The sequence below is a fragment of the Companilactobacillus kimchiensis genome (assembly GCF_001438805.1).
GTDB classification, from domain to species: Bacteria; Bacillota; Bacilli; order Lactobacillales; family Lactobacillaceae; genus Companilactobacillus; species Companilactobacillus kimchiensis.
This window is the reverse complement of record NZ_JQCF01000005.1, coordinates 90,521-117,520: the sequence shown is the minus strand read 5'-3', so window position 1 is coordinate 117,520 and position 27,000 is coordinate 90,521. Positions and strand designations below refer to the sequence as shown.

The window sequence follows — 27,000 nt, the reverse complement described above, 5'->3', positions numbered from 1 at the left end:
AAAATTTTAAATTGTTATTCAACCTCACCAAGTGAAACTGGATAATGAATACCATCCACTTGTTTAACCCATTCGTTAGTTGAAACACGGTAATATTCTTTGCCATCAGCATCATGGGCTGTTTGATCAACTTTCCAATACGTACCTTTACCCAACGCACGGTCAGGAACTAATTGGTCATCTTTATTATAAAGACGATAATATTCCTTAGTTTTATCGGCATAAAGAATCCCAATGGAAGATTGAACATCAGATAAGGAATCTGGCATTTCGTTAAAATTAACATACTTAGCATCAATCCATTCGCTAGTTGAAACGCGATATTGCTTGTTACCATTTTGATCAGTTCTTGAGCGATCAGTCAACCAAGCTGTATTTTCAGCTAAAGCACGATCAGAAACTGTTTTATCTTCAGTATTATTCAATGAATAATATGGTTGATCTTTCTTAGTTGTTACTATGCCTTTTATATCTTCAGTTGTCCAATTGTGACCATTATTATTGTTGTTTGAGCCTGATCCAGAATTGGAACCAGAGTGTGAGCCAGAACCTGAATTTGCTTTAGGTTGTACAATTACTTTTTGTAAAAATGTAACTGATGCTCCGTCAGTACTCAACTGATAATCACCATTAAATTTATAATCATTTCCTGAAATTCCTGATTTCAAAGGAATAGTGACTTTACGATAGTATTGACCTGCTTTGGTAAATTTACCATCTGGGCTAATAGATGGTGTAGCAGTTCCATCTAAAATAGTTTTTGGATCGGTACTTGAATCATAATAAGTATCATCTAGTACAATTTTACTTGGATCATCAATTAAATTATCTTTATCTTGATCAATCAAACTTATTCCATCAGTTTTATTTAATGCTGAATCTTTAGTTGTGGTTCCAACTGTTACCGATGGGGTATTTAAACTGTCAGTGATTTTTCCGGGTACATTAATCTTACGAAATACGGTAATCGTTCCAAGCCCTGGATTACGATTTAAAACATACTGAGTATTTGCATTTGGAGTAGTGTCGGTATCTTTATACATAGCTACCTTATTTGCATCATCATCACCGTTTATAAATGTTTCATAAGGATCCAAATAACCATGGGTCAAATCATCCTTTTTTACACCCACAATATTTTGAATGGCCGTATCTTCCCCATCATCCATTTTATATGTTACCGCTTGATAATAGGTTCCTGCTTTGACAATTTTACCATTGCCTATAACATCAGTTGCATCACCATTAGTTGATTTAGGATCAAAATCAGCAGCACTAGCATCACTAAAAGCCTTTTGCAGTGAAGATTCTTTATACAAACTTTCACCATAAATCGGTTCTCTAGCAATTGCAGATTTATTATTATTTTCATTTGAATAATTATCTGTAACTGAAAGACCATTCTTTGAATCATTAGTTGCATCTGTTAATCTTGAGAAATTAGAACCTGTAGCAACATTAACGTTATTTTTATTAATATTGATTTTACTTAAATAGAAATGAAATGAGAAATCTCGTAAATCTGGTGTGACACTGTCTAAGGATGGTGGCGTTACGGTTGCATCATCATTACCGGTCCCTGTTACTAAATGAAAAGATACTTTAAGTGGCATAGTATAGGTTCCATCATTTATCTTTCCAGCAAACTCTTTCAAATGATCTGCATTTGAAAGAGTTATCCCTGATGTATAAGTCCCATCAGAGTTTTTAATATCTGGATGATCTTTATCAGATACTGTTATATATCCCCAAATATCATAGTAATAATATTGTCCTGTTTTTCCATCGTAAAAATAATCACGACTAAGTTGTTTCCCCTGGATACTTTAAGGCATAAAGTCCACCAACCTGGTTCAAATGATTACCTATATCTCGTTGCATATCATGTAGATGATGTTTATCAGGTGCACTAAAATAATCCCATCCATTATCAGAATATGTAGACATATCATTCAAAACTGTTATCAAACTATTAGGACTAGCAATATAGCGATCAGCAAACTGATTTCTAAATGCTTGTACCATTTGTTCAGCTGTTAATCCCTCATTCTCACCATTATTATCAGCCTTGACAACAGTAGAGGTACTAATTGACCCAATAATAGGAGCAACCACTGGAGCAGTAGCCAGAAGCGTTAATGCAACTGCGCCACCTATATATTTAATATTTTTACTCATAATTACCCCTCTCGAGTATCTAATACTTAAACTTTATCACTTTGTAAAATTGATTTTAATTAATTTGAAATAACTTTATATACAAATATTGAATAATTATACAATTCATGTTGCACCCCATTGTATCAACCCATAATTACATTTTTAAAGGAACAATTTTTATACTCAACAATTGATTTCTATTAAATTCGAACTGTCAATTTTACTTCATCAAAAATTACCATAGGGTTTTATTTTATCACTTTATAAATGCTTAATTAATCAAAAATTCCTAAGTTTATACAAAAATATTGATTATATTTATCACATAAAAAGAAAGACATATTAATTAATTTCAATATGTCTTTCTTTTTACCATTATTTATTCAAATGTTTCTTATTTAAACGTTAGTAACTACATTTGAATATTATTTAAGATAATTCAAATAAGCAATTCCATTAACCTTTTTAACTGATTCTAAATTAAATTCTTTAAATTTAGTCTTATCCGAGAACAATGGAATCCCACTGCCCAAAACAATTGGGATAATTCCAATCTGATATTCATCGATCAAATCACTGTTAACTAATGGTGCAATCACACTGCTGCCACCAATGATCCAGATATCCTTCTTGGATGACTCCTTCTTCAAGCCTCTGATTAAATCCACGACATCCCCATTAACAAAATGAATATTAGCAATATCGTCACCTGAATGTCTGGTTAAAACATAATTTTCAAAATCAGTGTACGGATAATTATTTGGTGCTAATTCATTAGCCACTTGGTCATAAGTTTTACGCCCCATAACCACCGTATCGATCCGCTTGGCCAGCTTATCATATTCTCGATCTTTAGTTTCACCACTTGTAAAATCATTATCAATCAAAAAATCAATATTACCATCTGCCTCAGCAATATAACCATCAAGAGTTTCAGCAATAAATAGGATAACTTTTCGTGTCATGTTTCTATCCTCCAATTACTTTTGTTGGCATAATTATATAATTTTTCCAGTAAAAAAGGATAAGAATTAAGCATTCCAAATAAAAAAATGAGAAGACAAATTGACTTCTCATTTTTTTATTAATCAGCAATATCTGTTCCATCAATAATTCGATGCAGGAAACTCTTTCCGTTTTCAGGTGCTTCAACACCAAAGTAATCTGAACCAGTGGCACCAACATCTGATAATGTTGATCGGTCACCAACATATTTATTATGAGTACCTGCTTTATAGATTAGTAATGGTGTCCGTTCACGTGTGTGAAGTGAAAATCCAATTGTTGGATCATCACCATGATCAGCCATAATAATTAAAATATCATCACCTGTATAGAGTGGTAATACTTCATTCAATTTTTTATCAGCCTTTTCAAGTACATCTGCATAACTTACTGGATCTTCAGCATGACCTGCTAAATCTGTTTCTTGAATGTTCATAAATAGTAATCCATTTTTCATATCCTTAGATTGTTCAATGAATTTATCAAACAAATAATTAGTATCAACTCCAGGGAATCTTCGTTTCGTATCAACATTAATAATATCTGAAGTTTTTCCAACTAAAGCAACATCAATTCCGGCTTTGTGCAAAATAGATGGTAACTGGACGGCTGGATTGATTCCATAGCCTAAATGAATAACATGATAATCTTTGTTATAAACTCCGGACTCTGGTGCTGATACCCCGACGTATGTTTCATGTTCAATTTTACGTGCATTAAGAATATCCTTCAAAGTGACATCTCGACCACCAAAAGCAATGACACGTGATACCTTAACAACGGTTCTAACTGATTCACCCAATCTAGTGATTTCATCAAACGACATTTCATCCAAAGCAGCCGTAACGTTATAAACTTGGCCGGGATCGGCTTCAAGGTTATCCCCAACCGTTGCACAATCATTTACTAGCAACAATTGATAACCAGCATCACCATATCTTTTAACATCAAAACCATCTTTTTTAATCTGAGCTTCGACTATATCGATCACTTCATTAAATGGTTGTAACAAAGGCATTTTAGGTTTTGTACCCATAATTTCTTGATGGGCTAGATAAGAATCAGCTCCATGATGCATCAAATTAGATGTACCCCAATTAGCTGTTGTAGAAAATTTATTATCTCCACGTTCTTTACCAATTGCATTCATCAATCCCAATTTAATTAAATTTGGTATTTTTATTTGTGGAACCGCTTTAATGATATTTAAAGCAGTATTAGCCCCTACATCATCTGGACGTACCTTAGGAACATCATCCATTGCTCCAACACCAAAACTATCTAAAACAATTACTCCAAATTTACCCATCTTATCTAACTCCTTTCGACATTTCTCTACCTTGGCTGTCATACAAACCAACTAATTCAGGTTTTCCTGTATGTAGTCCTCTGACTAGTGCAATGGTGCTTCTTGTTACAAACATTTGAGTTCTGGATGACATGATTACTGGCAATCCAGATTTAAATTTCTTATTTAGTTCCAAATAATAATCAATGCTGGAATTATCTAATGGTAAAACTTCAGCATGTTCAAATTTATTTCTATCTTTGATAACAGCATTCTTTAAATGTCCTCGGCGATAATAACCACCGCCAAAAATAAAACTATGATCTCCGTAGCTATGTGAAATTTCACTCACATAGCAATAAGCAGGTTTCTCGGGTAATTCCTTAACTGCGTGCATTGGTGTTGTTCCTGTCAAAGCATGTCCTGGTTCACCTTCCGTACCGCCTAATTTTTTAATCAATGATAATGATTTGGTTGCAGTTGCTGAGGGCAAGCTTACAACTGAACAATCAACCTGATGTTCGGTAAATAACTCTTTTGCTCTTTTAACTGTGTCCATATTGGAAGTGGATTTATAACTACAAGTTTTTTCATCAAATAGAACTGCAGGGAAAGTCGTTAATCCAACTACTTCGATATTTGATAATTGTCTTAGTTTATCTAATTGATCATCTAACTCTTTCAAAGTAAATCCACCAACTTGACCTGGATAAATATCATCTTTCGTATCCTGAATCTTCAGAATGACCTTTTGAATTTTACTAACTGCTTTAGCAGCGTTGTTTAGATCAATCGTATTTTCAAGTGAAAACATCGTAAAATATTCTGTTCCATAATTAATAATCTTTTTCAATAATGACTTAGGTGGTTGAACCAAATGTCCCACATTACCTAATTTCAAATCATTTTCCATAAAAACTTCAGCTTCACGATAATCAACTACGACGGCTTTTTCAATTCCGGCAGATTCTATTTCTTTAGCCACAATCGGATTTCTACCTAATTGTTTGGTCATGTAAAATAATTCAATATTATCCTTTTTTGCTTCAGCAACGATTTTTTCTGTATTTGTATGAATCATATCAAGATCAATTACATATGTATCTGGCAAAATTTTTTCTGTCCGATGTAATTCAAAAGCATAATCAATTAATTCTGGATTTAGCTTTTCAAGTTGTTTTAAAAACATTATTCCACCACCTTACTGATACTATCCTTTAGGATGCGAATAATCGTATCAGCTCCACATCTGTAGGGATTAATTCGAATAGTAGTTTTAAGTAGTTCAGGGTCATACTCTTTGAAAGTTCCTGACACTCGATAAAACATTGGAACAATTTCATATTTAGATTCGGCTCCAACTGGATTGGGAGCTGCTCCTAAGGAATTTGTATACTTCAAAATTTCTTGAGCAATGGGGTTTTCAAATTCAATAAGTAAAACCTTCGATTGAGCATTTGCTACATATGCATAAGAGACTTCTGGAATTTCTTTATTATTTAATCTTTTAACTAATTCATTAACGACCAAGGCTTGATTAGCTAAAGCTACCGGCGCATAAGTCAAACCACGTAAAACATCTAAAGCCTCATGTCCTTGAACTTGTGAACCACCCGAATAATTTTCTTTTCTTAGTTGGTCTATTTCCCTTTTATTACCAACAATGCAACCAATTCCTTCTGGACCTAATAATTTAAAAGTTGAGAAACAACTTAAATTTGCACCTAATTCAACTCCAATTTGTCTAACCTTCATTACGGCATAATTATCATCCGTAATTATTGGGATTTTTGGATAATTTACTTTTAAAAATGAAATAACCTTTTCCATAGAATAAGAATCTTCTGGCTGTTGACGTGTGTATTGAATTAATATGGCTGAAATATCATTAGGCAATTCTTGATTTTCAATATCGTTATAATCAATGGCATTGGTCTTGATACCCATACTATCGATTGAAACTTTTGTCGTTGGGTAAATTGGTGCCTTGTGAACCAGCACGGTATCACCAGGTTTCAAAGTTGAATGTAGTGCCAATCTAATAGCTGCAGTTCCTGATCCACGAACTAGCATTGCTGCCTTTACACCAAAATAATCTGCTAAAACTTCCTCTACCTTTTTGGTGTATCTAGGTTGATTCAGGCCTGGAACTACTCCTAAATCCCCTCTACTTAATAACTCATCACCCATGAAATGACGTGTCATCGTATCCACTAATTTAAATTGCTTTTTCAGTGCTTCTTCAGGTGAAATGCTTTCTAAAGGGTAAGTTTTAAATTTAGGCATTGAAATCACCATAGATTCTTTGAGGATTGTCAATCAACATTTTATTGATAAATTCTTCTGACACACCACCATTTTTCAATTGTGGTACGAAATTATCCAATAGATATGCATATCCATTTCCACCGTTTTCTTTTAGATGAGATTTACGAGTTATATCCATCGACATAACAACTTGGTCTGTATAACCAGCTGTTTCAATGTCTTTGAGCATCTGAACTCTTATTGCATCAGCTAAATAGTTATTCTTACCAATTGTGTCAAATTCCACGTTGATTCCTGTTTTTAACATATCGATCACATAATCGGACTTTGCCGATAGATCAACGTGCCCAATGACAATTTTGCTCAAATTGGCATGGTTTCTTTGGAAATAGTGAACTTGTTCATGTCCCAAAGTTCCAATTGAAGTATGCGTACTAATTGGACAACCAGTCTCTTTAGACGCGATAACAGCAGCATCAAAAACCTTACCTTCACCAACAGTCCATTTACCCTGGGTTGTAGCTATTTCTCCAATCACTCCAGCTTTAACATTGGTTCCCTTGATTCCAACTTCAATATCATTAATCATTCCCTCAGCCAATTGATTAACTGACAATCTAAACACTTCGATAGGAAGAAAAGCATCCTGATAGAATCCAGTTGACTGTACAATATTAATTCCTGACTCCTCTGCAACTTTTTGAGCATAAGGAATATCTCTTCCCATACCTCTATTAGTCATATCAATAACATTTCTAACACCTTTTGCGTATAAATCCTTAAATTCGTTAATAACTAAATCTTGTGAATCTAAGTGACAATCTTCATTATGTTTAACTTCTGACAAATCAATTGGAATATGTTCGTGTGAATAAACCATACCTGGTACTAACATATGAATTTCCTCTTTCCATTTATATTAAAAAATCATGATTACTCTTAAGATATTCAACAGAATTCCGAATGCAATTGTAGCAATTGGTCCAACAGCCATATCTACTAGTGGCTTCTTGGATTTCTTGTTTAAGAGCCAAAAACCGATAACCCAGAAGAATCCAATGTTTGCCGCCATTTTATTACAAGCAATCGCACTACCAATCAATAAAGCTATAGCAATCGTATCTTGAAGTGAGGTTCTGATATGTTCACCCATGTCTCTTAAACCAGGGAATTTATCCAAACCTTTGGCAGTAGCAGCAAGAAGTTGAACCTCAATCCACATCCAAACAAAACCTGCTAAGAAAGCCACAATTGGTTGCCCTTTTAATAACAAACCAATTGCGAAGATAATTGTTGTTCCGGCCATACCGTAAACACCAGTTACAATGGCAGTTGAAAATACCAACGGGATAAATCCAATAGCACGAGCAAAGGTCGCAATAGCAGCTTCCATAACTTGATTCTTAACTAATAATTGTTGAGGAAGAATATCAACTGCAAGAATCAACATACTTGAGGCAGATGTAATTAAACCACCCATGATTGAAAGCCAAATCCAATTACCCTTGATGCGACCAACACGTTTTGAGAAAACGTTGACTAAACTAGCATTAGAATTACCGTCACCTTTAATTTGTGCAGCAAAGTAAATCATGCAGATCATAGCGACCAATAATGACATACCAATAGCATTTAATGTGATCGTGTAACCATTAACTTTGAACGTACCGAATTTAGTTGCTAATAAGTAAGCTAAGAAAGTTAAACCAAATGTAATGAATCCTTTTTTAGGACTGTGTTGACTTGCAACGGCAAGAGCTGGAAAAGCACAGAAAGCCAATAGAATTGGACCACTCATTAATGAAAGTGCTGGTAAGAAATTAAATGGTAGCATCTTGAATAATGCGACAATTGATGAAAGTCCAAATAATAACCCTGCCCCATAGATAGCACCGATAATACCAGCTAAAGCAGTACCCCATTTAGTATCAGGAGTCCATGTACCAATAACATCGGCTGATAGTAAAATACTATGAGCAACTAGAATAGTTGACCCCAACGAAACTGGAATACCAAAACCAATAATTAATCCAAAACTGACCGCAAAACTGGTAGCTGCTAATTCTTTTCTAGTGATCTTTCCTTCTAGATATTCCGGCATGATAGGTCTTAGCCCATCATTGAAAACAGCAATACCACGGTTAGCTAAAATTGAACCCACACCACCAACGGCGGCAATTAATAAATAGTTAATCAACGTAGTAACGTTCATTTTTATACCATCCTTTATTTGTTTTCAATATACTGTATAATGTATATTGAAAGATAAGTAAAACTCTTTAAATCATTTCACTAGATACTTAACTAAGATCGGTAGCACCGTATCCTTGGTATTAATCGTAAATCCAAATGCAATTTTCCCCTTATTGTTAATTTCATCAGCAACTTCTTCCTCTGATAATACTTTTGATGGAGAAGCTACTGTAACGGTTTTATCCGATCCTAGTAATGCAGTTGCCATTGCTAATGCACCACCAGCACCAGTCTCACAAGCTCCGATATAATAATCTGATTCCCCGTTTTGAATTGCCATCGCTGCATCCAAGTCGTTTTTAACAGTTATTTCGACATCACGATCACCAATTAGTTTAATCAAAGATTTTTTAATTTCATCTTTTCCCATTTGACCGCCTATTACAATTTTAATCATCATTATTCCTCCTTAATATGTTCAAGATATGTAACAAGATGTATTTTGTTTCTTCTTCTGTAAAATCAACTGGTGCTTTTGATTTTAAGTCATTCCAGACGGACTTGGCAACTTTATACTCTGGTTTATCACTAATTTGTTTCCATAACTCATCTGGCATTTTATCAACTGATTCTTTTTCAAACATTCTATTTATCGCCACCGACAAATGAATCAGCAGCATTTCATTATCATTGCTGTAATAATTTGTATCAAAATACTCATCCACATCTGTTAAAAAATCAAATGAATCTTGATCTAGCTTCCCCACCCGCATTAAAACATTTAATTTTTTCTCAGTAGTTTCTTTCATAGATTTCATCTCCCTAATATTCAGGTAAAATCTCACCCGATATAACTGCCTTTTGAACTGCTGTAATTTTACTTGCATCCGCATATCTTTGAACGATCTCTTTAATAAATGAATTACCCTTTTTGCAAAGTAAAGCTGCACATGATGATTTATTTACCAGCTCACTATCTATTGAATCGTATGATACTGGATAATTCTTTTCTTCCACTTCATCCCGGTTCCAAATGGCAGCATCGATGCTACCATTTTCAATCCTTTGAACGATTTGATTATATGGAGTCTCAATCAGCTTAACGTTGTGATTCTTAACAATCTCTTGTGTTAAAATTTTGTAATCAATTGAATTAGAATCAACCCCAATACTCATACCATCGTAAATGAAATTATTCTTATTTTTCTTATGCACAATCACATGCTCTGAAACATAAGTTTCTTGAGGAAAGAGTGAAATTAAATCAACATCGTTATTTTTAATCAAATAATCAGCCGTTAGTCCTGAAGTAACAATAAAATCATAACGATTACTTTTGAGACCATTCAATCGATTGACCGATCCATTAACATAAGCTAAATTTAAATTCAATTTCCTATCTTCAAATGATTTATAGAACCCTGTACTCAAACCCTCGTAATATTTTGTATATGGTAATGGCATGGCACAAACAATATTCCTATCGTCTAAATAATTAAGCAACTTATCTTGATTCTGATCCACTAGATAGGTACCCATATGGCCTTTAGACAAAGTTCTAATTGCCTGATCATTTTTCAAGGTTTCTAACGCACTCTGCATTGTTCCCCTTGAAGTATTAGTATCAGAACATAGTTCATCAACCGTGGGAATTTTATCCCCAATACCTAATGTGAAAAATTTCTTAGCTAGGTATATCAAAGCAATACCTTTTTTTTGATATTGTGTTTCTTTCATCGATTACATCTCTTCCCCAATATACAGTTTTTAATATATTGCCTTCAACGACATCAGTGTAAGCCCTTGCATAATTAATGTCAATCTATATTTTAAAACCGATATATCATTTTCAATTATTATTTAGTTATATCTATTACAACATACAAAAAAGAATCGTACAAAAATTTGCACGATTCCCCATTACTTTCTAATCATCTTGTTCTTCAATATCCGGCATTTGTCCCGCTACTTGTTGAACTGTTTGTTTTTGATCAGTAGTTGAATAATATTTAGCTTCCAAGTCTGACAAACTAACAGTATGTTCTATTGATGCTGCATTCGCAGCTGATTTGATAGTTGATGATTGTTTACTATTATTATTTTTTTTGTGACTTACTGAGCTGACAGGTGTTTTCTGATTAGCCGCATTGTTTGTTTTGTTCTGATTGCTACATCCAGCAAGAACCAACGTACCCATGACCATGATAATAGCCAAGTGTAATTTTCTCATTTTCATAATTATTAGCCTTTGTATTTTCATAATTTTATTCAAATAAAAAAATCCAATCAATTAAGATAGGATTTCTCTAGGATTAACCAAGTTGAGTACCACATTTATTACAGAATTGAGATTCACTCTTCAATTTTGCACCACAGTGAGAACAAAACATGAAATCTTGTGCATCTGAATCTGTATCCGCATCAGTAGTTGAAGCTGCTGGTGCTACTGGAGCATCAGTATTGTTGTTATTGATAGCACTAACGACACTAGCAGTATTGTTAACTGATTGAGTTCTGGAAATCTCAGATTGTTTTCTGAAATTACGATCATCTTGATATTGAGCTAACTTGCTAGTAACTTTGTTTTCTAATTCATCAACACGACTAGCTTCAAAGAATGGAAACTCAATGATTTTAGTAATTCCTGAACGTTCGTAAGTAAATGAAGTTTGAATACCACTACCTAGGATTGCAGCCCCAACTAAAATGGCAACTAAAGCACCAAAAATTGAATGGCTTAACAAAAAGATTCCTAAAAGAATGATCAATGCGCCCCAAATAATTGAACCGAGCTTATATGATTTTGAAGTATAAACATTTGTAATACCTGATAATGGTGAAGAATCCTTGTTCTTACCAGCAGGTAAAAGACCAAATAACACGGTATTTGGCATATTTACATGCAAAAATGAATCATCCAGCGTAATACTCCCCTTTACCCAAAATGCAAGTAAACTAACTGAAAATAGATCATCATCGCTTGCGGATGCAACAGACTGTACCATAAAATAAATCCCCCTAAAATTTCTCTTTATAATTATATTAATATGAAAGTCTAATTGCAAGTTTCAGGAAAAATTCTTTTTATAAATAATTATTATTTGATACAAGATTACAATTTGCTGTATACAAAAAGCCCTGCCATCTCTGACAGAGCTTTTTGTTATGAATAATTATTTACTTTGGTACCGGCATCAGAACCATAAACAATTTTTTGAATATTCTTCGTAATTTCGGCAATTCTAGGGAAACCACTAAGATTACTTTGATTATGTCCATTAGTCATGATGACAAGAATATACTTTTGACCATTTGGTAACGTCACAATTGCAGCATCATTATTTGTATCATCAAGGAAACCGACTTTATCCTGAACCGTTGTCCCTGGATTAGCCTCAGCGGCACCCGTAGGAATTCCATTTCGATAAATTTGTTTACTCATCATATCCAGAATCTTCGTTTGATCGTCTGAGTTTTTAAAAGCACCCGTTCCTGATTCAAGATCTTGCAACAACAACTGTAGACTATGACTCGTCGTATGTGCTGACTGTCCTGATTGGAAAACTTCTGGATACCAACCTTGCTCTTTGTTGAAAGCACTCAATTTGTCAGCACCATATTTATCGATTTGATTCTCCGAAAAATCATTTTCACTGTTAATGATCATTCTGGAAAACCCATCAATATTTTCTTCCGTCCAATCAAAATCACCATTCGACTTCTGATTCATCAGATATGCGGCCAAATATAATTTGTAAGTGCTGGCAGCGATTCGAACATCCGAAGCGTTGGATTCAGTTTCCAGACTACCCTCTTGATAAAGTTTCGTATCAACATCACTTGATTTACTGTTACCACCCAAATTGTAAAAGCTGACACTCGCCGTACCATCTTTTGTGACCGTCTTTAAATAGTTAGTTAGATTGGTTTGGATAATCGCTTGTTTCTGCTTGGCAGTCCGATTAGCCCTGATATCTTCCACAATAGTTGATGCCGAAGAATAATTGAAATAATAAGCCAGACCAACCAACAACATTATAGTTATTAAAAAGATTCGGAAAAACTTTTTAATTCGTCTTCTTCTAACTCTTATGTGATTACCCCATTTCATATAATTATTCATAGTTGTTTTAGTGGTTTTATTATACGCGCTGATCATGCGTTTGTTTAATACAGTTTGATTACATGGTTACTGTATTATGATTTCTTTGTTGAGGTTATGCAACAGACAATGTTTGGAAAATGTATGAAAAATATAACAAGTCCACATCGACCTATATTTCGCTTTTATAAATATAGTTATAATTGCTTCTAAAAGTATTATAATCAAACTGATTATGAAATAAAAGAAAATATTATTTTTCAAGGATATCAATTTATTTTATACGGATTCAAATAATATTTTAAGGGGAATTTATTATGAGGTTTTCAACAAAATCAGCAGCAATTATCGCTGCATTGGCAATGGCTACAACAAGTGCATTGGCTTTGAACCAAAATACAGTAAAAGCTGCTACCGTTGCAACGACACATTCAGGAATTGCTGCTCAATTGTTTGGAGCAGACGGTCACAGAGTAATGGACCGCGCTTTAGCACCTAATACTCCATGGTTAGTCGGCAAGATTGCAACTATCAATGGTGTAACAATGTATCAAGTATCAACTAATGAATATCTTCGTGCATCAGACTCAGATCTTTCAAGTGCCAGAACACAACAACCACAATCAACTAAATTAGTTGGTACAGCTAACAGCATTTTATCATTATATAACCGTAAAACCGGTAGTATGGCTGACCGTTCACTAGCCAAAGATTCAGCTTGGTTAATTGGTGAATCATTCGTCAACAAAGATGGTCAAGTCTTCGTTCAAATTTCATCCGACGAATATGCCGATGCATCCAAGATGACTTTTAATAAAACATTGAATCCAACAAAGATGTCTGACTTTGGTCTTGGCAACACCTTTGATGGGTCAACAACTGCCAATACTGCTAACACTAACTCAAATATCAATACAGATTCTCACGCTAATATTACAAATCCTGATGCTGGTCACAATCAAACAAGTATCAATGCTGAAGATGTAAAATCTGCGGTCTTTAATTCAATTAACGTGGAACGTCAAAGTAAGGGACTATCAACATTGACTACCGATGCTTCTATTCAAAAAATGTCAGATATCAGAATCAATGATCTTCAAAACGGTGGAGAAGGACACGTTCGTCCAGATGGAAATAAGTGGTATGAATTATACACTCAATTAGGAATCACCTACAAAGATGGCGGCGAAAATATTGCCAACGCGTTTGGTGATGGTACAGATGGCTCAACAGCTCAAGAAATCGCAGCCTCTGTCCTAAAAGACTTCAAGAGTGAAACATTTGCACAAAATCACTACGACAATTTAGTAAAGTCCGGAACAACAAGAGTAGGTGTTAGCGTTGTTCCTGAAGCAACAAATTCAACATCCGGAAACAATGCATTTCTTATTGTTGAAGACTTCGCATAGTTTCCAACAACAACTCAAAATTTCAAACCTCAATTGGTTTGGGATTTTTTTTTAATCCAAAGACGGAAAACAAAATTCAAAGTCAATTACCCCATAAGAAGACATTCACACAAAAGATAACCATGTCATCAAACCAATATACAAATCGGAAATTCTAACATACGCCACAAATACTGTCAGATCGGCATTTTCAAAACATCCTCTATGAATCTTCACAAAATATTCAAATCAATTTATTATTTTTTAACATTTATCCGTTAATATAAGGATAATCAGAAATAACTCCCCCTATGATTGTTGCCACCTGATTAGCCCTCTAAAAACACATATGTATGATGAATATTCTCTTAAGACCCTTACCTCCCCAGTGAGGGTTTTTATTTATCTAAAATTATAATTGTATTTACGATTTGTAAAAGAAGTTCAGCATATTATCAAAATAAAAGGCAACAAAAAAGCCCCACCATCAATGAGCTTTATTTCTTTTTCGTGCATTTTTATTTAATTATTCGTAAAGTTGTCACTATTCATTCTGATACAAGTAGTCATAAAATCATTTTGCATCATTTGTTTATTTTGAAACTTCATCCAATATCCGGGGCCATACATCGGCATTGTAATTTTACTATTATCGGTAGTATCAACTGATGCCATATTATCATTCCGGTATTGCATCATACGACCTTTTCGCATACCTTGACATTGGCTCATATTTTGCATGTGGCTCTTCATATTGGATCTCATTTCGTTGCGTTGTTCAGCTTTTTGGTTAGAACAATTACTTTGAGCCACATTAACAGCCATTTGCAAGCCACCGAACCCAATCAATGCCGCAAAATCCATGCTATAAAAGATTTTTCTCACGGGGCCTCCCTAAAGTACTTTTATGTGGTGCAGCTTCATTATAAATGGGTAAATTATTTTATTTAATTACTCTAGCAATGTCAGCAACTGATACTTTCTTATTTAAGTCAAAATATAGCTGATACAGTACCGTCAGAACTCATTCAGGCAGTCATCTTATTCATCATTTTACAAAGATAATGAAAATATGCCCTTTTCTGTAACACAATTTATTTATAATAATACTCTTCAATCATTAACTATTTTTATTATCAATTCTCTTATTTTATTGTCTTTTTTTAAAAATATTTTTATTAAGGGACTTTAAACTAATTTTATTTATCTTTTTTTTAAATGCTGTTTTAATGAATCGTATTTGTAATCTTTTTTTATTATCTTACTTATTTTTAAAACACTAATTATGCTCAATATCAAAACAGTTATATATCCTAATAAATTTCCAATCGTTGACAGTTGTTCTTTAAAAACAATCATATACATCGGTTTTATAACATAATCAAGTATTACTGATGTAGAAAACATTAATGACGCAACAGAAATAAAATCCTGAAATAATATTTCGTTATTAGTTTTTGAATATTGAGCCTTATCGAAATAAATATTAATCAAATCACTAATTTGATTTATTTGATTATTAATCTCAAATAGATCATTAATGACATATTTCATAATTTCATGAGCCATCAAGGACGAATCATATTTATGTTGTACTTGATTTTTCAAAAAAATTAAATACTCTTTTGCATTTAATAAATCATTAATAGAACTATCAGCACTTATAGTGGCAAGATCTAATATCTTTGCATTTAATGAACATATCTCTTCATCAATTACTGTTATGGGCACTGTTTGATCCAAAATATCACCTAGTCCCATTGTCATGTTATCCATTACAATCAATTTTCTATCATTATGCTCACTAAAATCATTTAACTCCCTTAAATATCTTGGATTCGCATTTTGATTAGAAATACCATTTTTTATTTCGTATATTTCTTTATCTGATAATGTTATATTATCAATAATAATTTCAGACCTTCCAAACCATGTATAACTATCAAAAATGAACAAACTATTTAAAAATAATTCCATCAATTTAAGAAAATTATCAATTTTTGAATTCTCTAATTTCACTCTATACGTTTCACGTGAATCGTAATTAAAGCTTTCTTTTGAATTAATGTCATATTTTAAATCTAACGCTTGAATATATTCAATTGGGATTTTTATCTCTTTTATAATATTAGTAGCTTCAAATATACAATTTGAAAACTCCTTAACCGAAAGTTTATCATTTTCATTGGGATAATAATTAAATTCCATCATAATAGTTTCATCATTTGAATATTTAATTACTGGATATAATAAAAGTTCATTTTTAGTTTCATATTTCATGAACGTAACTGAAATGGGAGCAAATATAAAGTAATCAATACTCCTTTGATAATCAAAAGAATCATTAAAGAAAAATTTTCTAAAGGATTCAACTGCCACTATTGTTTCTATATAATGTTCTTCAAATTTGTCAAGATCATTAAAATTCACTTTTATCTTAGCTCCTGGTTGATCATTATTTGATTCATAATCAAATTTGGAAACATTGATTTTCCCATTTATATATCTGTACATTTCATGTTCATGAGTTATATAAATAGGCATCGCCTTACTTTTAAGCATCTTTTTCATTTTGTTGGTATTAGCTTTTATTCCACTCATTTTTAATGCTATTGTTTTTTTTGCCCTAAAGTTTTCGATTTTTCCCAGCATATAAATCCTCCCTTTTACGGAAATAATAAAAAGAGCATCCCTGACCCTAATCAGAGATGCTCTATATTTTTCTACGGAATCCTATTCCCACTCAATAGTTGCGGGCGGCTTAGAAGTAATATCATACACTACACGATTGACATGATCGACTTCGTTTACGATTCTTGTTGAGATCTTTTGAAGTACATCCCAAGGAATCTGAGCAAAGTCAGCTGTCATACCATCAATTGAAGTAACGGCACGAATTCCGATTGTATAATCGTAAGTTCTACCATCACCCATAACACCAACTGAACGAATACCTGGTAATACAGTGAAGTATTGCCAAATTTTTTCGTCTAGTCCGTTCTTAGCGATTTCATCACGAAGAACCCAGTCACTATCGCGAACGATTTGTAACTTGTCTTCAGTAACTTCACCAATAACACGAATTCCAAGGCCTGGCCCTGGGAATGGTTGACGCCATACTAGGTCATGTGGCATACCAAGTTTTTCACCTAATTCACGAACTTCATCTTTGAACAAAGTACGTAATGGTTCGATCAACTTAAATTGCATGTCGTCAGGAAGTCCACCAACATTATGGTGAGATTTGATTGTTTGAGCGGTACTTGTACCACTTTCGATAACGTCTGTATAAAGTGTTCCTTGAGCTAAGAAGTCGATACCATTCAACTTAGTAGCTTCATCGTTAAACACTTGGATAAATTCGTTACCGATAATCTTACGTTTCTTTTCTGGATCAGATACGCCAGCAAGTTTATCTAAGAAACGTTTTTGTGCGTCTACTTGGATAATGTTCAAACCAAACTTGCCTTTCAAACTGTCCATAACTTGATCAGCTTCATTCTTACGAAGAAGTCCATGATCAACGAAGATACTTGTCAACTGTGTACCGATAGCTTTGTGGAGTAAAACACCAACAACAGAAGAATCAACACCACCTGATAAACCAAGAAGAACCTTCTTGTCACCAACAGTGTCACGAATCTTTTGAATTTGTTGATCAATGAAATCATCCATTGACCAGTTAGCTTTTGCTTCACAAACGTCAAAGGCAAAGTGTTTCAAGATATCCAAACCGAATTCAGTATTTCTAACTTCGGCATGGAATTGAACACCGTACATTTTACGTTTATCATCAGCGATTGATGAAATTGGTGCATTCTTGCTTGTGGCAACTACTTTAAAACCAGTAGGTGCTTCACGGACAAGGTCACCATGACTCATCCAAACGAATTGTTTTTCGGGTAGACCCTTGAACAATACAGAATCTGAGTCGGTTACAGTAATGTCAGCGCGTCCGTATTCACGGTTATCAGCTGATTCGACCTTACCGCCTAAGTTATAAGACATCAATTGCATACCATAACAAATACCGAGAACTGGAATACCCAGTTTGTAAATGTCTTGGTCGATTGAAAAGGCATCTTTATCGTAGACACTCATTGGTCCACCAGAAAGAATAATACCTTTAGGATTGATTTCTTTAACTTCTGCAGCAGTAATAGTATTTGGTAGTAATTCAGAGTAAATACCGATATCTCTGATTCTACGTGTAATCAATTGGTTATACTGACTACCGTAGTCTAGAACGATGATGCTATCAGCATCAGGCCATTGCTTGCTCAAATCAATTTCCCCCATTTTTTTATTTATTCTATTGTATACGAAAATCTGTTCCATGTCATATATTGTATGCGCTTAATATTTTCTAAGATAAATTTTATCGATTTGATGATCTTCAGACTTGTGTAAAATCAAATTAGCTCGGTTTCTGGTTGGTTTGATATAATCATGCAAATTTGGATAATTAATTGTCTTCCAAACGTTCTTAGCCATATCCATCGCGGCTTTTTCCGGTATCTGGGTAAATTGGTAGTAATAACTGTTAGGATCGTTTCTAGCTAAGTCTAAAAGCTTTTCAAAGCGATTCAAGAACCATTCTTCGATATCTTCCATCTCGGCATCAATGTAAATCGAAAAATCAAAGAAATCACTGACATAGATTTGTTCGTTCTGAGGTAATTGTAATACATTTATCCCTTCAACGATCAAAATATCAGGATTATCTGTTTCTTCGTATTTGCCGGGAATAATATCGTAAATATTATGTGAGTATAAAGGATATTGAATTTTGCCACCTTTAGTCTTAACGTCACCCAAGAATTTCAAAAGTTTGCCCATGTCATAAGTTTCCGGGAAACCTTTTTTATCCATTAAGTTACGTTCCTTCAAAATTTTACTAGGATACAAAAATCCATCCGTTGTCATCTGTGAAACTTTATATTGCGGATAGGCCCGCTCTAGCATGATTTTTAACAGCCGTGCCGTGGTACTCTTACCCACCGCAACGGAACCCGAAACTCCAATGATAAATGGAACCTTTCGGGTTGAACGAGCGACAAACTCATTTTTTAATTTGGTTAATTTACGATAATTCTTCAGATAGATATGAAGTAAATGGCGAATCGGTGCATAGACCGAACGAACATCGTCAATCGAGATTTCATCATCCAAGGACTTGATTTTACGCAACTCTCCATCAGTAATGGCTTGCTTGGTATATTCACCGTGGAAGTTTTCCCATTGCTTGCGAGTAAATTCATCATAGTTTGCTAAACTTTGCATATTGTTAGACCTGCTTAATATAGTAATTAACTTTTATAAAATATCTGGTATTCTAGTATAGTATAGAACATTTTCAAAAAAGGATACATATATGAAGAGAATAGTATTATTTGGGGACTCAACCATGATGGGATTTCGTGATGGAAAGGCTAGCGATACTTTGGCCAAACGCATCCGGAATGACTTTCCTGGTCACGAAGTCATTAACATGTCGATTTCAGACTACAAAACCAATAATGCTATGACACGTGTTGAACGAGTTAGACGTTTGAATCCACAAGTAGTTATTTTAGGATTCGGTGTCAATGACATTTCGTTAGACGATGAAATCAAACCGGGAAAGTTTGCGGCCAACTTAACTAACATCATTACAATTCTGGGACCTGAAAGGGTAATTTTACTTTCGCCACCTTACATTGACTGGATCAAAGATCCGACTAGACCTTGGACTCGCCAATTACAATTTGAGTTGGTCACCGAACATCTCAGTAAACAACTAGACGTATCGTATATCGATTTACTTCACGATATGGCTAACTGTGCTAATCTTAAAGAGTTGCTACAAACAGACGGTTTGCACTTTACCAAGCAAGGTTATAATCTCTTAGAAGACGAGTTAATACCAGAAATTAAAGCTACATTGGCTAAGAAATCAAAGCTAGTGTCGAATTGAAGGAGCACTTTATGGATTTAAATATTCCACAAAAATATTTTATTTTATCGTGTAACGAAAAAGGTAGTATTCGTATTTTTAAGAATACCAGACGCCGCGCTTATTTAGCCGAAAGCTCATTTTTCGACTTGGCGTTAAATGATATTATTGATTTAACCGACAACAGTGTCATCATTAACAAGGTTTTACCTGACGACAAAACATATTTAAACGAATTTTTCCAAATCATCAACAAGAACCAAGGAAAAAGTGTCACACATGTATTGAGAGCGATGGCTACTAATGAGAAAATCACTCAAACTATCTATAATGAAATTGGTGATTCACTGGTTAATAAAGTCGATGTAACCAAAGCTGTCACTGGCCTAGTTTTCAAAACCAATAATTACTTACCTAACCGTAGTGTTAAACGGGAATTAGTTGCTGATTTGCGTAAGGAAATTTTGACAGCTGATAAGATCTCGCCTGAGGCCTTTGCGTTATTGGCTACCTTATATGGTAATCATGATTTGAAGTTTTACTTCTCACAATTCGAACAGAAGCAACTCAAAGATAAGATGGATCTGTACCAAAGTGATCCTACCTATGAGAAGCTATTTGAACTTTCAAAACGCTTGAACCGAGTTACTTTAACGCTTTTGAGTTAGTTCACTGCCGTCTTCCATAAAAAAGCTGATGGGCTGGAACATAGTGGGCACGACTTCGAACTAGCTCTACGAGTTATTTTGAAGATCGACCTTTCACATAACCTGGCAAAATTCGCCAGCTAAGTGAAATTTCACTATTTAGCCCATCAGCTTTTTTATTCCAGACTAGATTATTTATTTGTGTGCAGTGGGATTATATCTAATTTAACGGCATATTATTTTACCTTTATGTTCAAAATATATAGACAAAAAAGTTATTCCGGTAAACTTTTACTGGAATAACTTTTTTGTCTATATTCAATTTTCACTTAATGAAATACCTACTTCATTAAATTATAAAATTCTATCTGCTAATCAATCTTTAGATATTTTCATAATTAACCAACTTGGAAGACGGCAGCCTTAATATCCAAAATCAACCGGATCGCCTGGCAATCGTAACAATTGTGGTTTTCCATAATAATAGCCTTGACGTAAATTGATACCAAAACTACTGCTTAGTTTAGAATCCCTTGCATCCTCAATTCCCTCAAGAATCAAACGCAATCCATATTCACGACTAATAGCATGCCAAAAATGTAATTTTTGTTGAATTATTGGATTCTCAATCCCTGTTTTGAAGTTTTGCAAAGCAAACTTAACTTCTGATGCCAACGGCAGAATCTCTTGAATACTCTTAAAATCATTAATTCCTGTTCCAACATCATCCAATGAAATTTGCATCCCATGTTCCACAAAATTACGTAAATGTGGAATCAAACCAGTGTCTGGATAACTACGTGGGCCATCCTCTTCTGTTAACTCCACTACCAATTTAGCCGGATAAAGTTGAATCTGACTTTGAATAATAGCTTTGGCTATCATCGTATCCATCAACTGTTCTCGACTAACATTAACTGAACAATACTGAACCTTTAAGCCCAAAATTTTAGTTGTTTCCATTAACAATTTAGACATTACATTAGAATCAATACTAGAAAATGACTTTGGCAATCTCCATCCCTCAGAAGTCAATTGCTTAATTAATAATTCATAGCCAAAAACTGTATGTGTGCGAATATCAAATTGTGGTTGCACAAAATATCGGTAAACTGGTTCCATATACCCCACCACCTTTACAATTCTTATTATATACGAGTTTACATTCGTCACAATCCTTGTATAATCGTAGTATACTTCAAATCGAAAGGATGACCACGTTACGATTATAATTAAAATTATCGATTCTTTAAAAGCTGTGCATATAATATGAAAATTGCTGTTATTGGATGTACTCATGCAGGTATTGCTGCTATCAAGCAGATTCTAAAATATTATCCAGATGCTGACATTACTGTCTACGAACGAAATGCTGAAATTTCTTATCTTTCTTGTGGGACTTATCTTCATTTGGGTGGTACTGTGAAAAATTTGGATGATGTCCTCTATGCTGATCCAGATGATTTCATTGAACAAGGTGTTGACATGCGTATGCAATTTGAAGTAATTCGGATTGACGCAAAAGAACACACTATTTTATCGCATAATTTACAAACTAAAGAATTAGTCCACGATACTTATGATAAATTAATTATGGCAACGGGATCAATCACCGCTATTCCTGCAATTACAGGAGTCGAAAATCCCAAAGTAATGTTATGTAAAACCTGTGACCAAGCACATGAATTATATGCCGCTGCCCAAAAGTTTCATCACGTCGCTATTATTGGTGGTGGCTATGCTGGGGTTGAATTAGCAGAAGGTTATCTCAAATCCGGTCACCAAGTTACCTTAATCCAACGCAATCATCAATTATTGGATGAATACATGGATCCTAATATCGCTAAAAAAGTTCAAGATCTTTTAGAAGAAAAGGGTGCTGAAATACATACTGACACCGAAGTTACTAAATTCAGTGATCTTCCCGATGAACAATTACAATTGACTACTACTAATGGTAACTATAACGTTGATATGGTCGCAATTTGTCCTGGAGTAATACCTCAGTCCGATCTCCTCAAAGGACAAGTAAAACTTGCTAAAAATGGTGCTTTTATCACTGATCCTTATATGGGAACTTCCGACCCTGATATTTTTGCTGCCGGTGATGCGACTGAAGTTCACTACAATCCAACGCTCAGTCAAGCTTATATTCCATTGGCATCACACGCAGTCCGTCAAGGAACCCTAGCTGGAATTAATGTCTTGGATCGGCATCTCAAATCAATTGGAACTCAAGCCACAACTGGTATGTTGCTCTTCGATAAAACTGTTGCTTGTACTGGACTTACTTTAGCTAAGGCCAAAGCTGCTCATTTTGAGGCTGCTAGTGCTCTCTATCAAGGAAATTATCGTCCAGACTTTATGCCTACAACTGCTGAGATTTCTATTGAATTAATTTATGATAAAAACAGTCGCAAAGTCTTGGGAGCACAATTGATTTCTGACCACGAAGTTTCCCAATCAGCCAATACTTTATCCGTCGTAATTCAAAACGGTAATACTATCGATGAACTCGCCTTTCTCGATATGCTATTCTCACCTAATTTTGATGAACCATTCAATTATTTGAATTTAGTTGCTCAAGTAGCAGTTGATCAAGAACATGGTTATTGGCGTAATTAAAAATCATTTATTGTTATTGAATTCTAAAGCAAAAATCACACCATATTATTGTGGATCCCCTAACTGGGAATTCATAAACAATAATGTAGTGTGATTTTTTTATGGAAAGAAAAAATTTTTAAACGTTTTGTTCGATTTCATAATCTTCTGCTGGTACTCGTTGCAACAACTGTGATAACTCGCCAATTGAAGTAATCGTCAAGCGATGCATCGCCCGAGAAGCAATTGTATAAACTAATTGTTGCTCATCCTCGTCAAATTTATCCTTCGAAGCATCCCACATAATTACCGCATCGAATTCCAAACCTTTCGCTAAGAATGATGGCAAAACAATGGTCCCAGTTGCCAATCGTTGATTTTCTGAACGAATCAAAGTTGAGGGAACATTTTTTGCCTTGAGCAATTCATGCAAATGTTCGGCATCTGCCAAAGTTTTAGCAATGATAGCTGTCGTATATTTACGTTTATCATTTTCTTTAACCTGGCCAATTACGTGCTGAACAGATTCAGCTTCAGTTTTTGCCATCAAAAGATTTGGTAGATCACCTTCACGATTAAATGGTTCAATTTTTTGTCCATTAGTCAAAATAGCTTTGGTAAAGTCCGTAATTTGTTTTGTAGAACGATATGAATGAACTAATTGAATAACTCTGGTTTCATCAGTTTCAAACAAGCTTTGAACTTCAGACAACAGCGTCTGACTATTTTTCTTAGTGAAAATCGATTGATTCAAGTCACCTAACATCGTATAACGAGCTCTGGGGAATTTGTACTTCATATAAGCCAATTGGAATGGTGTGTAATCTTGAATCTCATCAATAAAGACAAACTTCATGTCCAATTCGCCATGTTTACCAGTTATTAAATCATATAAGTAAAGATATGGTGTTAAATCATTCATTGAAATTTGTTTCTGATTGAAGTTTTGAATGAAATTATCAACATATTGATTCCATTGTGTAATTGTAATATCATATTTTTTCAAATCGACGATCTTAGGAACAGCCTTTAAAAAATTCAGATAATTAGTGGCTACATTCAAGAATCGTAGATGTTTAATATTCTTGTTAACCCCTTGCATCATGGCCGTAACAATTTTACGGGCTAAGAAACGTTTCTCTTCATCACCATTCTTAAATTCTTGATCAGCAGTTGTATAAAGTGCTTGTAATTGTTCTTTACTCAAATCTTCAATTCGTTCAGAAACCCAATTAGAACGCATTTCGGCACCGATTTTACGATGTAACATTTTGATCAAACGGTCAACCGTAGCATCAATTCGATTGCCTAAATTATATTGTTCGCCATAACTATAGTAGATTTCTTGAATCTTTTCTTTCGGAATGAAGACCTTACCTTGGAACTTGATATCTTTAAAGGCCATACCACTTTGATCCAGCAATTTACTGTAGTTAGTTAAAGTCTTAAAGAAATCAACATCGGCTACAAACTTACCGATATTTTTACTTTCAGAATCGACTACGGTTTCAAATTGTTGTGATAAACTTTCAACTTTTAAATTTGGCAAACGACGAGCCAAAAATTGTTTGTAAGTCATTTGGACCATATTCTGTTCACCCATTTCTGGTAGAACATCTTTGATATAGTCATTGAAAAGTGAGTTGGGTGAGAACATAACAACTTGACTGGACGTCAATGTTCCACGATATTGATAAAGTAAATATGCAATTCGTTGCAAAATTGCTGATGTCTTACCTGATCCAGCAGCACCCTGAACAAAAAGCAATTTAGATTTAGTATCACGAATGATCTTATTTTGTTCACTCTGAATCGTTTTAACAATACCCTTCATGTGTGTAGAAGATTTTCCATCCAACACTTCGAGTAACATCTGATCCCCAATCGTTTCTTGGGTATCAAAGTAAGCTTTGATCTTACCTCCGTCGACTAGAAACTGACGTTTTAAGAAGAGATTAACCGATTGGAGCCCATCTGGTGTTTGATATTCGACGTCGCCCAATTTACCATCATAGTAGATTGAGGAAATTGGAGCCCGCCAATCATAGACCAAAAAATGATCATTCTTATCTGTGAAGGAACTCAAACCAATATAAACAGTCTCTCGTTTGGGTTCACCTTTTTCTTGAAAATCTAGGCGCGCAAAAAATGGTGTCTTTTCAAGTTTCTTTAAGATACTCAAACGTTGACGCGATTGTTGCCAACTATTATTTCTTTCATCCAACATCTGTTGTTGTTGATGGATCGAAAGAGCTGCGTCCATTGAAATAGCATCGCCATCCATACCTAAGTGAATATCATCAAATGCATTATTGATTACTTTGAGATCTTCTTCAGCAACGTCCATGTGTTCACGAAGCTGATTTTCAGACTTCTTAATTTTGTCAACCACATCATCTAAATGTGCTTGTTCAATTTGTTTTTCATCTAGTTCATTAACCTTAGATTTATCTGTCATCATAACAACCTCTTAAATTAAAGTTATATAATGTTACCATTATTGTTTAGCGGTTTCAAATAGGACACATTATTGATAATAAAAATACCTCAATGAATATTCCATCATTGAAGTATTAAATATTATTATTATTAATTTTTCTTCATATAACTAAAGTAATAGGATCCTGAAACAAAAATTACTCCACCAATGATATTACCTAAATACACTGGCACAAAATTCTGGAAGAATAACATCCAGGTACTGCCACCTTCAAAGATAGCTGCCGGAATAATGAAACAGTTAGCAATACTATGTTGGAAACCAACTGCCACAAAAATCATGATTGGGAACCAAATACCCATAATCTTTCCGGCTGCATCTTTAGCTCCAAAGGCTAACCAAACAGCAATTCCCACTAACCAGTTACAACCAATTCCGGAAACAAAAGCAGGAACAAATGACGCACCCGTTTTAGCTGCTGCAATTGAAATTACAGCCTGTTGGAATGGTGCTGCATGGGTTAAACCAACCACGTGACCAAAGAAATAGGCCACAAAAACTGCTCCGATAAAATTGAAGAATGTAATTACTACCAAATTTTTAATATAATCCATAAAACTAGCTTTCTTAGCAAAAATCGATGTTCCAACGGCCATCATATTTCCCGTTGCCAATTCTCCACCTGCTAAAAGAATTATGATCAAACCAATTGGGAAAACCGCTCCCCCAACTAAGGCCTTAACGCTAGCCAAATCTTTAGGAATCGACGCCGTCACTCGTACATATGCTAAAAAACCAATTGAAATCATTGCCCCACCGATGAAGCCAAGAATTGCTTTGGCTAACATGGTCTTTTGCAGTTTATTAACACCTGCCGTGATACTCTTCTGAAGAATTTCTTCCGGAGTAAACATATATAACCACCCATATTTAAGATTTAGTTCCTTAAAAGTAGCATCTATCCACGAAC

General features: G+C 34.4%; 25 protein-coding genes. 4 read left to right on the top strand and 21 right to left on the bottom strand.

All coding sequences use genetic code 11. The features are described 5' to 3' along the window. Positions 1-14 precede the first annotated feature (14 nt). The 14 genes from IV57_RS04300 to IV57_RS04235 form a co-directional block, all read right to left on the bottom strand. Entirely contained in the window at positions 15-1,613 is a 1,599-nt protein-coding gene (locus tag IV57_RS04300) for an SLAP domain-containing protein (RefSeq protein WP_057880272.1), read from the bottom strand. Between the two features lie 190 nt (positions 1,614-1,803). Continuing rightward, positions 1,804-2,178, bottom strand: coding sequence for a hypothetical protein (locus IV57_RS04295; protein ID WP_057880271.1), 375 nt, complete (start codon positions 2,176-2,178; stop codon positions 1,804-1,806). Positions 2,179-2,585: 407 nt separating this feature from the next. After that, on the bottom strand, positions 2,586-3,125 hold the full coding sequence (locus IV57_RS04290; RefSeq protein ID WP_057880270.1) for a dihydrofolate reductase family protein: 540 nt from the start codon (positions 3,123-3,125) through the stop codon (positions 2,586-2,588). 119 nt (positions 3,126-3,244) lie between these two features. Further along, positions 3,245-4,474: a phosphopentomutase gene (locus IV57_RS04285; protein ID WP_057880269.1), complete on the bottom strand. Its 1,230-nt coding sequence runs from the start codon at positions 4,472-4,474 to the stop codon at positions 3,245-3,247. Position 4,475: 1 nt separating this feature from the next. Further along, positions 4,476-5,642, bottom strand: coding sequence for a YhfX family PLP-dependent enzyme (locus IV57_RS04280; protein WP_057880268.1), 1,167 nt, complete (start codon positions 5,640-5,642; stop codon positions 4,476-4,478). Then, positions 5,642-6,739, bottom strand: a complete 1,098-nt coding sequence (locus tag IV57_RS04275) for an aminotransferase class I/II-fold pyridoxal phosphate-dependent enzyme (protein WP_057880267.1) — start codon at positions 6,737-6,739, stop codon at positions 5,642-5,644. Before IV57_RS04275 ends, IV57_RS04280 begins: the two co-directional genes overlap by 1 nt. After that, positions 6,732-7,616 carry a phosphotriesterase family protein gene (locus IV57_RS04270; RefSeq protein WP_057880266.1) on the bottom strand — a complete coding sequence of 295 codons (885 nt, stop codon included), beginning with the start codon at positions 7,614-7,616 and terminating at the stop codon, positions 6,732-6,734. Before IV57_RS04270 ends, IV57_RS04275 begins: the two co-directional genes overlap by 8 nt. 24 nt (positions 7,617-7,640) lie before the next feature. After that, the gene (locus tag IV57_RS04265; RefSeq protein ID WP_057880265.1) at positions 7,641-8,933 is read right to left on the bottom strand and encodes a YhfT family protein; all 1,293 of its coding nucleotides are present in this window, start codon (positions 8,931-8,933) and stop codon (positions 7,641-7,643) included. A gap of 72 nt (positions 8,934-9,005) precedes the next feature. Next, positions 9,006-9,371 (bottom strand): DUF2620 domain-containing protein, encoded by a 366-nt coding sequence (locus IV57_RS04260; protein WP_057880264.1) that lies wholly within the window; start codon positions 9,369-9,371, stop codon positions 9,006-9,008. Continuing rightward, complete coding sequence (locus tag IV57_RS04255) at positions 9,364-9,723, bottom strand: PRD domain-containing protein (protein ID WP_057880263.1); 360 nt, start codon at positions 9,721-9,723, stop codon at positions 9,364-9,366. Before IV57_RS04255 ends, IV57_RS04260 begins: the two co-directional genes overlap by 8 nt. 13 nt (positions 9,724-9,736) lie before the next feature. Beyond that, positions 9,737-10,651 (bottom strand): GntR family transcriptional regulator YhfZ, encoded by a 915-nt coding sequence (gene yhfZ, locus IV57_RS04250; RefSeq protein WP_057880262.1) that lies wholly within the window; start codon positions 10,649-10,651, stop codon positions 9,737-9,739. 190 nt (positions 10,652-10,841) lie between these two features. Further along, positions 10,842-11,150, bottom strand: coding sequence for an Lreu_0056 family protein (locus IV57_RS04245; RefSeq protein ID WP_057880261.1), 309 nt, complete (start codon positions 11,148-11,150; stop codon positions 10,842-10,844). A gap of 76 nt (positions 11,151-11,226) precedes the next feature. Then, entirely contained in the window at positions 11,227-11,919 is a 693-nt protein-coding gene (locus tag IV57_RS04240; protein WP_057880260.1) for a zinc ribbon domain-containing protein, read from the bottom strand. A 158-nt stretch (positions 11,920-12,077) separates the two neighbouring features. After that, positions 12,078-12,896, bottom strand: a complete 819-nt coding sequence (locus IV57_RS04235; protein WP_236704312.1) for a serine hydrolase — start codon at positions 12,894-12,896, stop codon at positions 12,078-12,080. A 437-nt stretch (positions 12,897-13,333) separates the two neighbouring features. Between IV57_RS04235 and IV57_RS04230 the strand changes: the two genes are divergently transcribed. After that, positions 13,334-14,425, top strand: a complete 1,092-nt coding sequence (locus tag IV57_RS04230) for a CAP domain-containing protein (RefSeq protein WP_057880258.1) — start codon at positions 13,334-13,336, stop codon at positions 14,423-14,425. Positions 14,426-14,926: 501 nt separating this feature from the next. On the opposite strand, the gene IV57_RS04225 is transcribed toward IV57_RS04230, so the two are convergent. The 4 genes from IV57_RS04225 to coaA all read right to left on the bottom strand — a co-directional run bounded on the left by IV57_RS04225 (position 14,927) and on the right by coaA (position 19,687). Beyond that, positions 14,927-15,289 carry a hypothetical protein gene (locus tag IV57_RS04225; RefSeq protein ID WP_157051898.1) on the bottom strand — a complete coding sequence of 121 codons (363 nt, stop codon included), beginning with the start codon at positions 15,287-15,289 and terminating at the stop codon, positions 14,927-14,929. 318 nt (positions 15,290-15,607) lie between these two features. Then, positions 15,608-17,056: a hypothetical protein gene (locus IV57_RS04220; RefSeq protein WP_057880256.1), complete on the bottom strand. Its 1,449-nt coding sequence runs from the start codon at positions 17,054-17,056 to the stop codon at positions 15,608-15,610. Positions 17,057-17,137: 81 nt separating this feature from the next. Then, positions 17,138-18,703 (bottom strand): glutamine-hydrolyzing GMP synthase, encoded by a 1,566-nt coding sequence (gene guaA / locus IV57_RS04215; RefSeq protein WP_057880255.1) that lies wholly within the window; start codon positions 18,701-18,703, stop codon positions 17,138-17,140. Between the two features lie 57 nt (positions 18,704-18,760). Then, positions 18,761-19,687, bottom strand: coding sequence for a type I pantothenate kinase (coaA, locus tag IV57_RS04210; RefSeq protein WP_057880254.1), 927 nt, complete (start codon positions 19,685-19,687; stop codon positions 18,761-18,763). A gap of 91 nt (positions 19,688-19,778) precedes the next feature. Between coaA and IV57_RS04205 the strand changes: the two genes are divergently transcribed. Both IV57_RS04205 and IV57_RS04200 read left to right on the top strand, forming a co-directional pair. Continuing rightward, on the top strand, positions 19,779-20,360 hold the full coding sequence (locus tag IV57_RS04205; RefSeq protein WP_083488883.1) for an SGNH/GDSL hydrolase family protein: 582 nt from the start codon (positions 19,779-19,781) through the stop codon (positions 20,358-20,360). An 11-nt stretch (positions 20,361-20,371) separates the two neighbouring features. After that, positions 20,372-21,007, top strand: coding sequence for a GPP34 family phosphoprotein (locus tag IV57_RS04200; protein ID WP_057880252.1), 636 nt, complete (start codon positions 20,372-20,374; stop codon positions 21,005-21,007). A gap of 402 nt (positions 21,008-21,409) precedes the next feature. On the opposite strand, the gene IV57_RS04195 is transcribed toward IV57_RS04200, so the two are convergent. Beyond that, on the bottom strand, positions 21,410-22,108 hold the full coding sequence (locus tag IV57_RS04195; RefSeq protein WP_057880251.1) for an EAL domain-containing protein: 699 nt from the start codon (positions 22,106-22,108) through the stop codon (positions 21,410-21,412). 147 nt (positions 22,109-22,255) lie between these two features. On the opposite strand from IV57_RS04195, the gene IV57_RS04190 reads away from it, so the two are divergent. Further along, on the top strand, positions 22,256-23,611 hold the full coding sequence (locus IV57_RS04190; protein WP_057880250.1) for an FAD-dependent oxidoreductase: 1,356 nt from the start codon (positions 22,256-22,258) through the stop codon (positions 23,609-23,611). Positions 23,612-23,729: 118 nt separating this feature from the next. Here IV57_RS04190 and helD read toward each other — a convergent pair whose 3' ends face one another. Continuing rightward, positions 23,730-26,048 carry an RNA polymerase recycling motor HelD gene (helD, locus tag IV57_RS04185; protein WP_083488882.1) on the bottom strand — a complete coding sequence of 773 codons (2,319 nt, stop codon included), beginning with the start codon at positions 26,046-26,048 and terminating at the stop codon, positions 23,730-23,732. A 131-nt stretch (positions 26,049-26,179) separates the two neighbouring features. Further along, complete coding sequence (locus IV57_RS04180) at positions 26,180-26,944, bottom strand: formate/nitrite transporter family protein (protein ID WP_057880248.1); 765 nt, start codon at positions 26,942-26,944, stop codon at positions 26,180-26,182. Positions 26,945-27,000: the final 56 nt, after the last annotated feature.

Bases quoted from the DNA above. Each gene is read 5' to 3' on its own strand.
- IV57_RS04300 (WP_057880272.1), bottom strand. From the start codon at position 1,613: ATGCCACTTAAAGTATCTTTTCATTTAGTAACAGGGACCGGTAATGAT.
- IV57_RS04295 (WP_057880271.1), bottom strand. From the start codon at position 2,178: ATGAGTAAAAATATTAAATATATAGGTGGCGCAGTTGCATTAACGCTT.
- IV57_RS04290 (WP_057880270.1), bottom strand. From the start codon at position 3,125: ATGACACGAAAAGTTATCCTATTTATTGCTGAAACTCTTGATGGTTAT.
- IV57_RS04285 (WP_057880269.1), bottom strand. From the start codon at position 4,474: ATGGGTAAATTTGGAGTAATTGTTTTAGATAGTTTTGGTGTTGGAGCA.
- IV57_RS04280 (WP_057880268.1), bottom strand. From the start codon at position 5,642: ATGTTTTTAAAACAACTTGAAAAGCTAAATCCAGAATTAATTGATTAT.
- IV57_RS04275 (WP_057880267.1), bottom strand. From the start codon at position 6,739: ATGCCTAAATTTAAAACTTACCCTTTAGAAAGCATTTCACCTGAAGAA.
- IV57_RS04270 (WP_057880266.1), bottom strand. From the start codon at position 7,616: ATGTTAGTACCAGGTATGGTTTATTCACACGAACATATTCCAATTGAT.
- IV57_RS04265 (WP_057880265.1), bottom strand. From the start codon at position 8,933: ATGAACGTTACTACGTTGATTAACTATTTATTAATTGCCGCCGTTGGT.
- IV57_RS04260 (WP_057880264.1), bottom strand. From the start codon at position 9,371: ATGATTAAAATTGTAATAGGCGGTCAAATGGGAAAAGATGAAATTAAA.
- IV57_RS04255 (WP_057880263.1), bottom strand. From the start codon at position 9,723: ATGAAAGAAACTACTGAGAAAAAATTAAATGTTTTAATGCGGGTGGGG.
- yhfZ (WP_057880262.1), bottom strand. From the start codon at position 10,651: ATGAAAGAAACACAATATCAAAAAAAAGGTATTGCTTTGATATACCTA.
- IV57_RS04245 (WP_057880261.1), bottom strand. From the start codon at position 11,150: ATGAAAATGAGAAAATTACACTTGGCTATTATCATGGTCATGGGTACG.
- IV57_RS04240 (WP_057880260.1), bottom strand. From the start codon at position 11,919: ATGGTACAGTCTGTTGCATCCGCAAGCGATGATGATCTATTTTCAGTT.
- IV57_RS04230 (WP_057880258.1), top strand. From the start codon at position 13,334: ATGAGGTTTTCAACAAAATCAGCAGCAATTATCGCTGCATTGGCAATG.
- IV57_RS04220 (WP_057880256.1), bottom strand. From the start codon at position 17,056: ATGCTGGGAAAAATCGAAAACTTTAGGGCAAAAAAAACAATAGCATTA.
- guaA (WP_057880255.1), bottom strand. From the start codon at position 18,703: ATGGGGGAAATTGATTTGAGCAAGCAATGGCCTGATGCTGATAGCATC.
- coaA (WP_057880254.1), bottom strand. From the start codon at position 19,687: ATGCAAAGTTTAGCAAACTATGATGAATTTACTCGCAAGCAATGGGAA.
- IV57_RS04205 (WP_083488883.1), top strand. From the start codon at position 19,779: ATGAAGAGAATAGTATTATTTGGGGACTCAACCATGATGGGATTTCGT.
- IV57_RS04200 (WP_057880252.1), top strand. From the start codon at position 20,372: ATGGATTTAAATATTCCACAAAAATATTTTATTTTATCGTGTAACGAA.
- IV57_RS04195 (WP_057880251.1), bottom strand. From the start codon at position 22,108: ATGGAACCAGTTTACCGATATTTTGTGCAACCACAATTTGATATTCGC.
- IV57_RS04190 (WP_057880250.1), top strand. From the start codon at position 22,256: ATGAAAATTGCTGTTATTGGATGTACTCATGCAGGTATTGCTGCTATC.
- helD (WP_083488882.1), bottom strand. From the start codon at position 26,048: ATGACAGATAAATCTAAGGTTAATGAACTAGATGAAAAACAAATTGAA.
- IV57_RS04180 (WP_057880248.1), bottom strand. From the start codon at position 26,944: ATGTTTACTCCGGAAGAAATTCTTCAGAAGAGTATCACGGCAGGTGTT.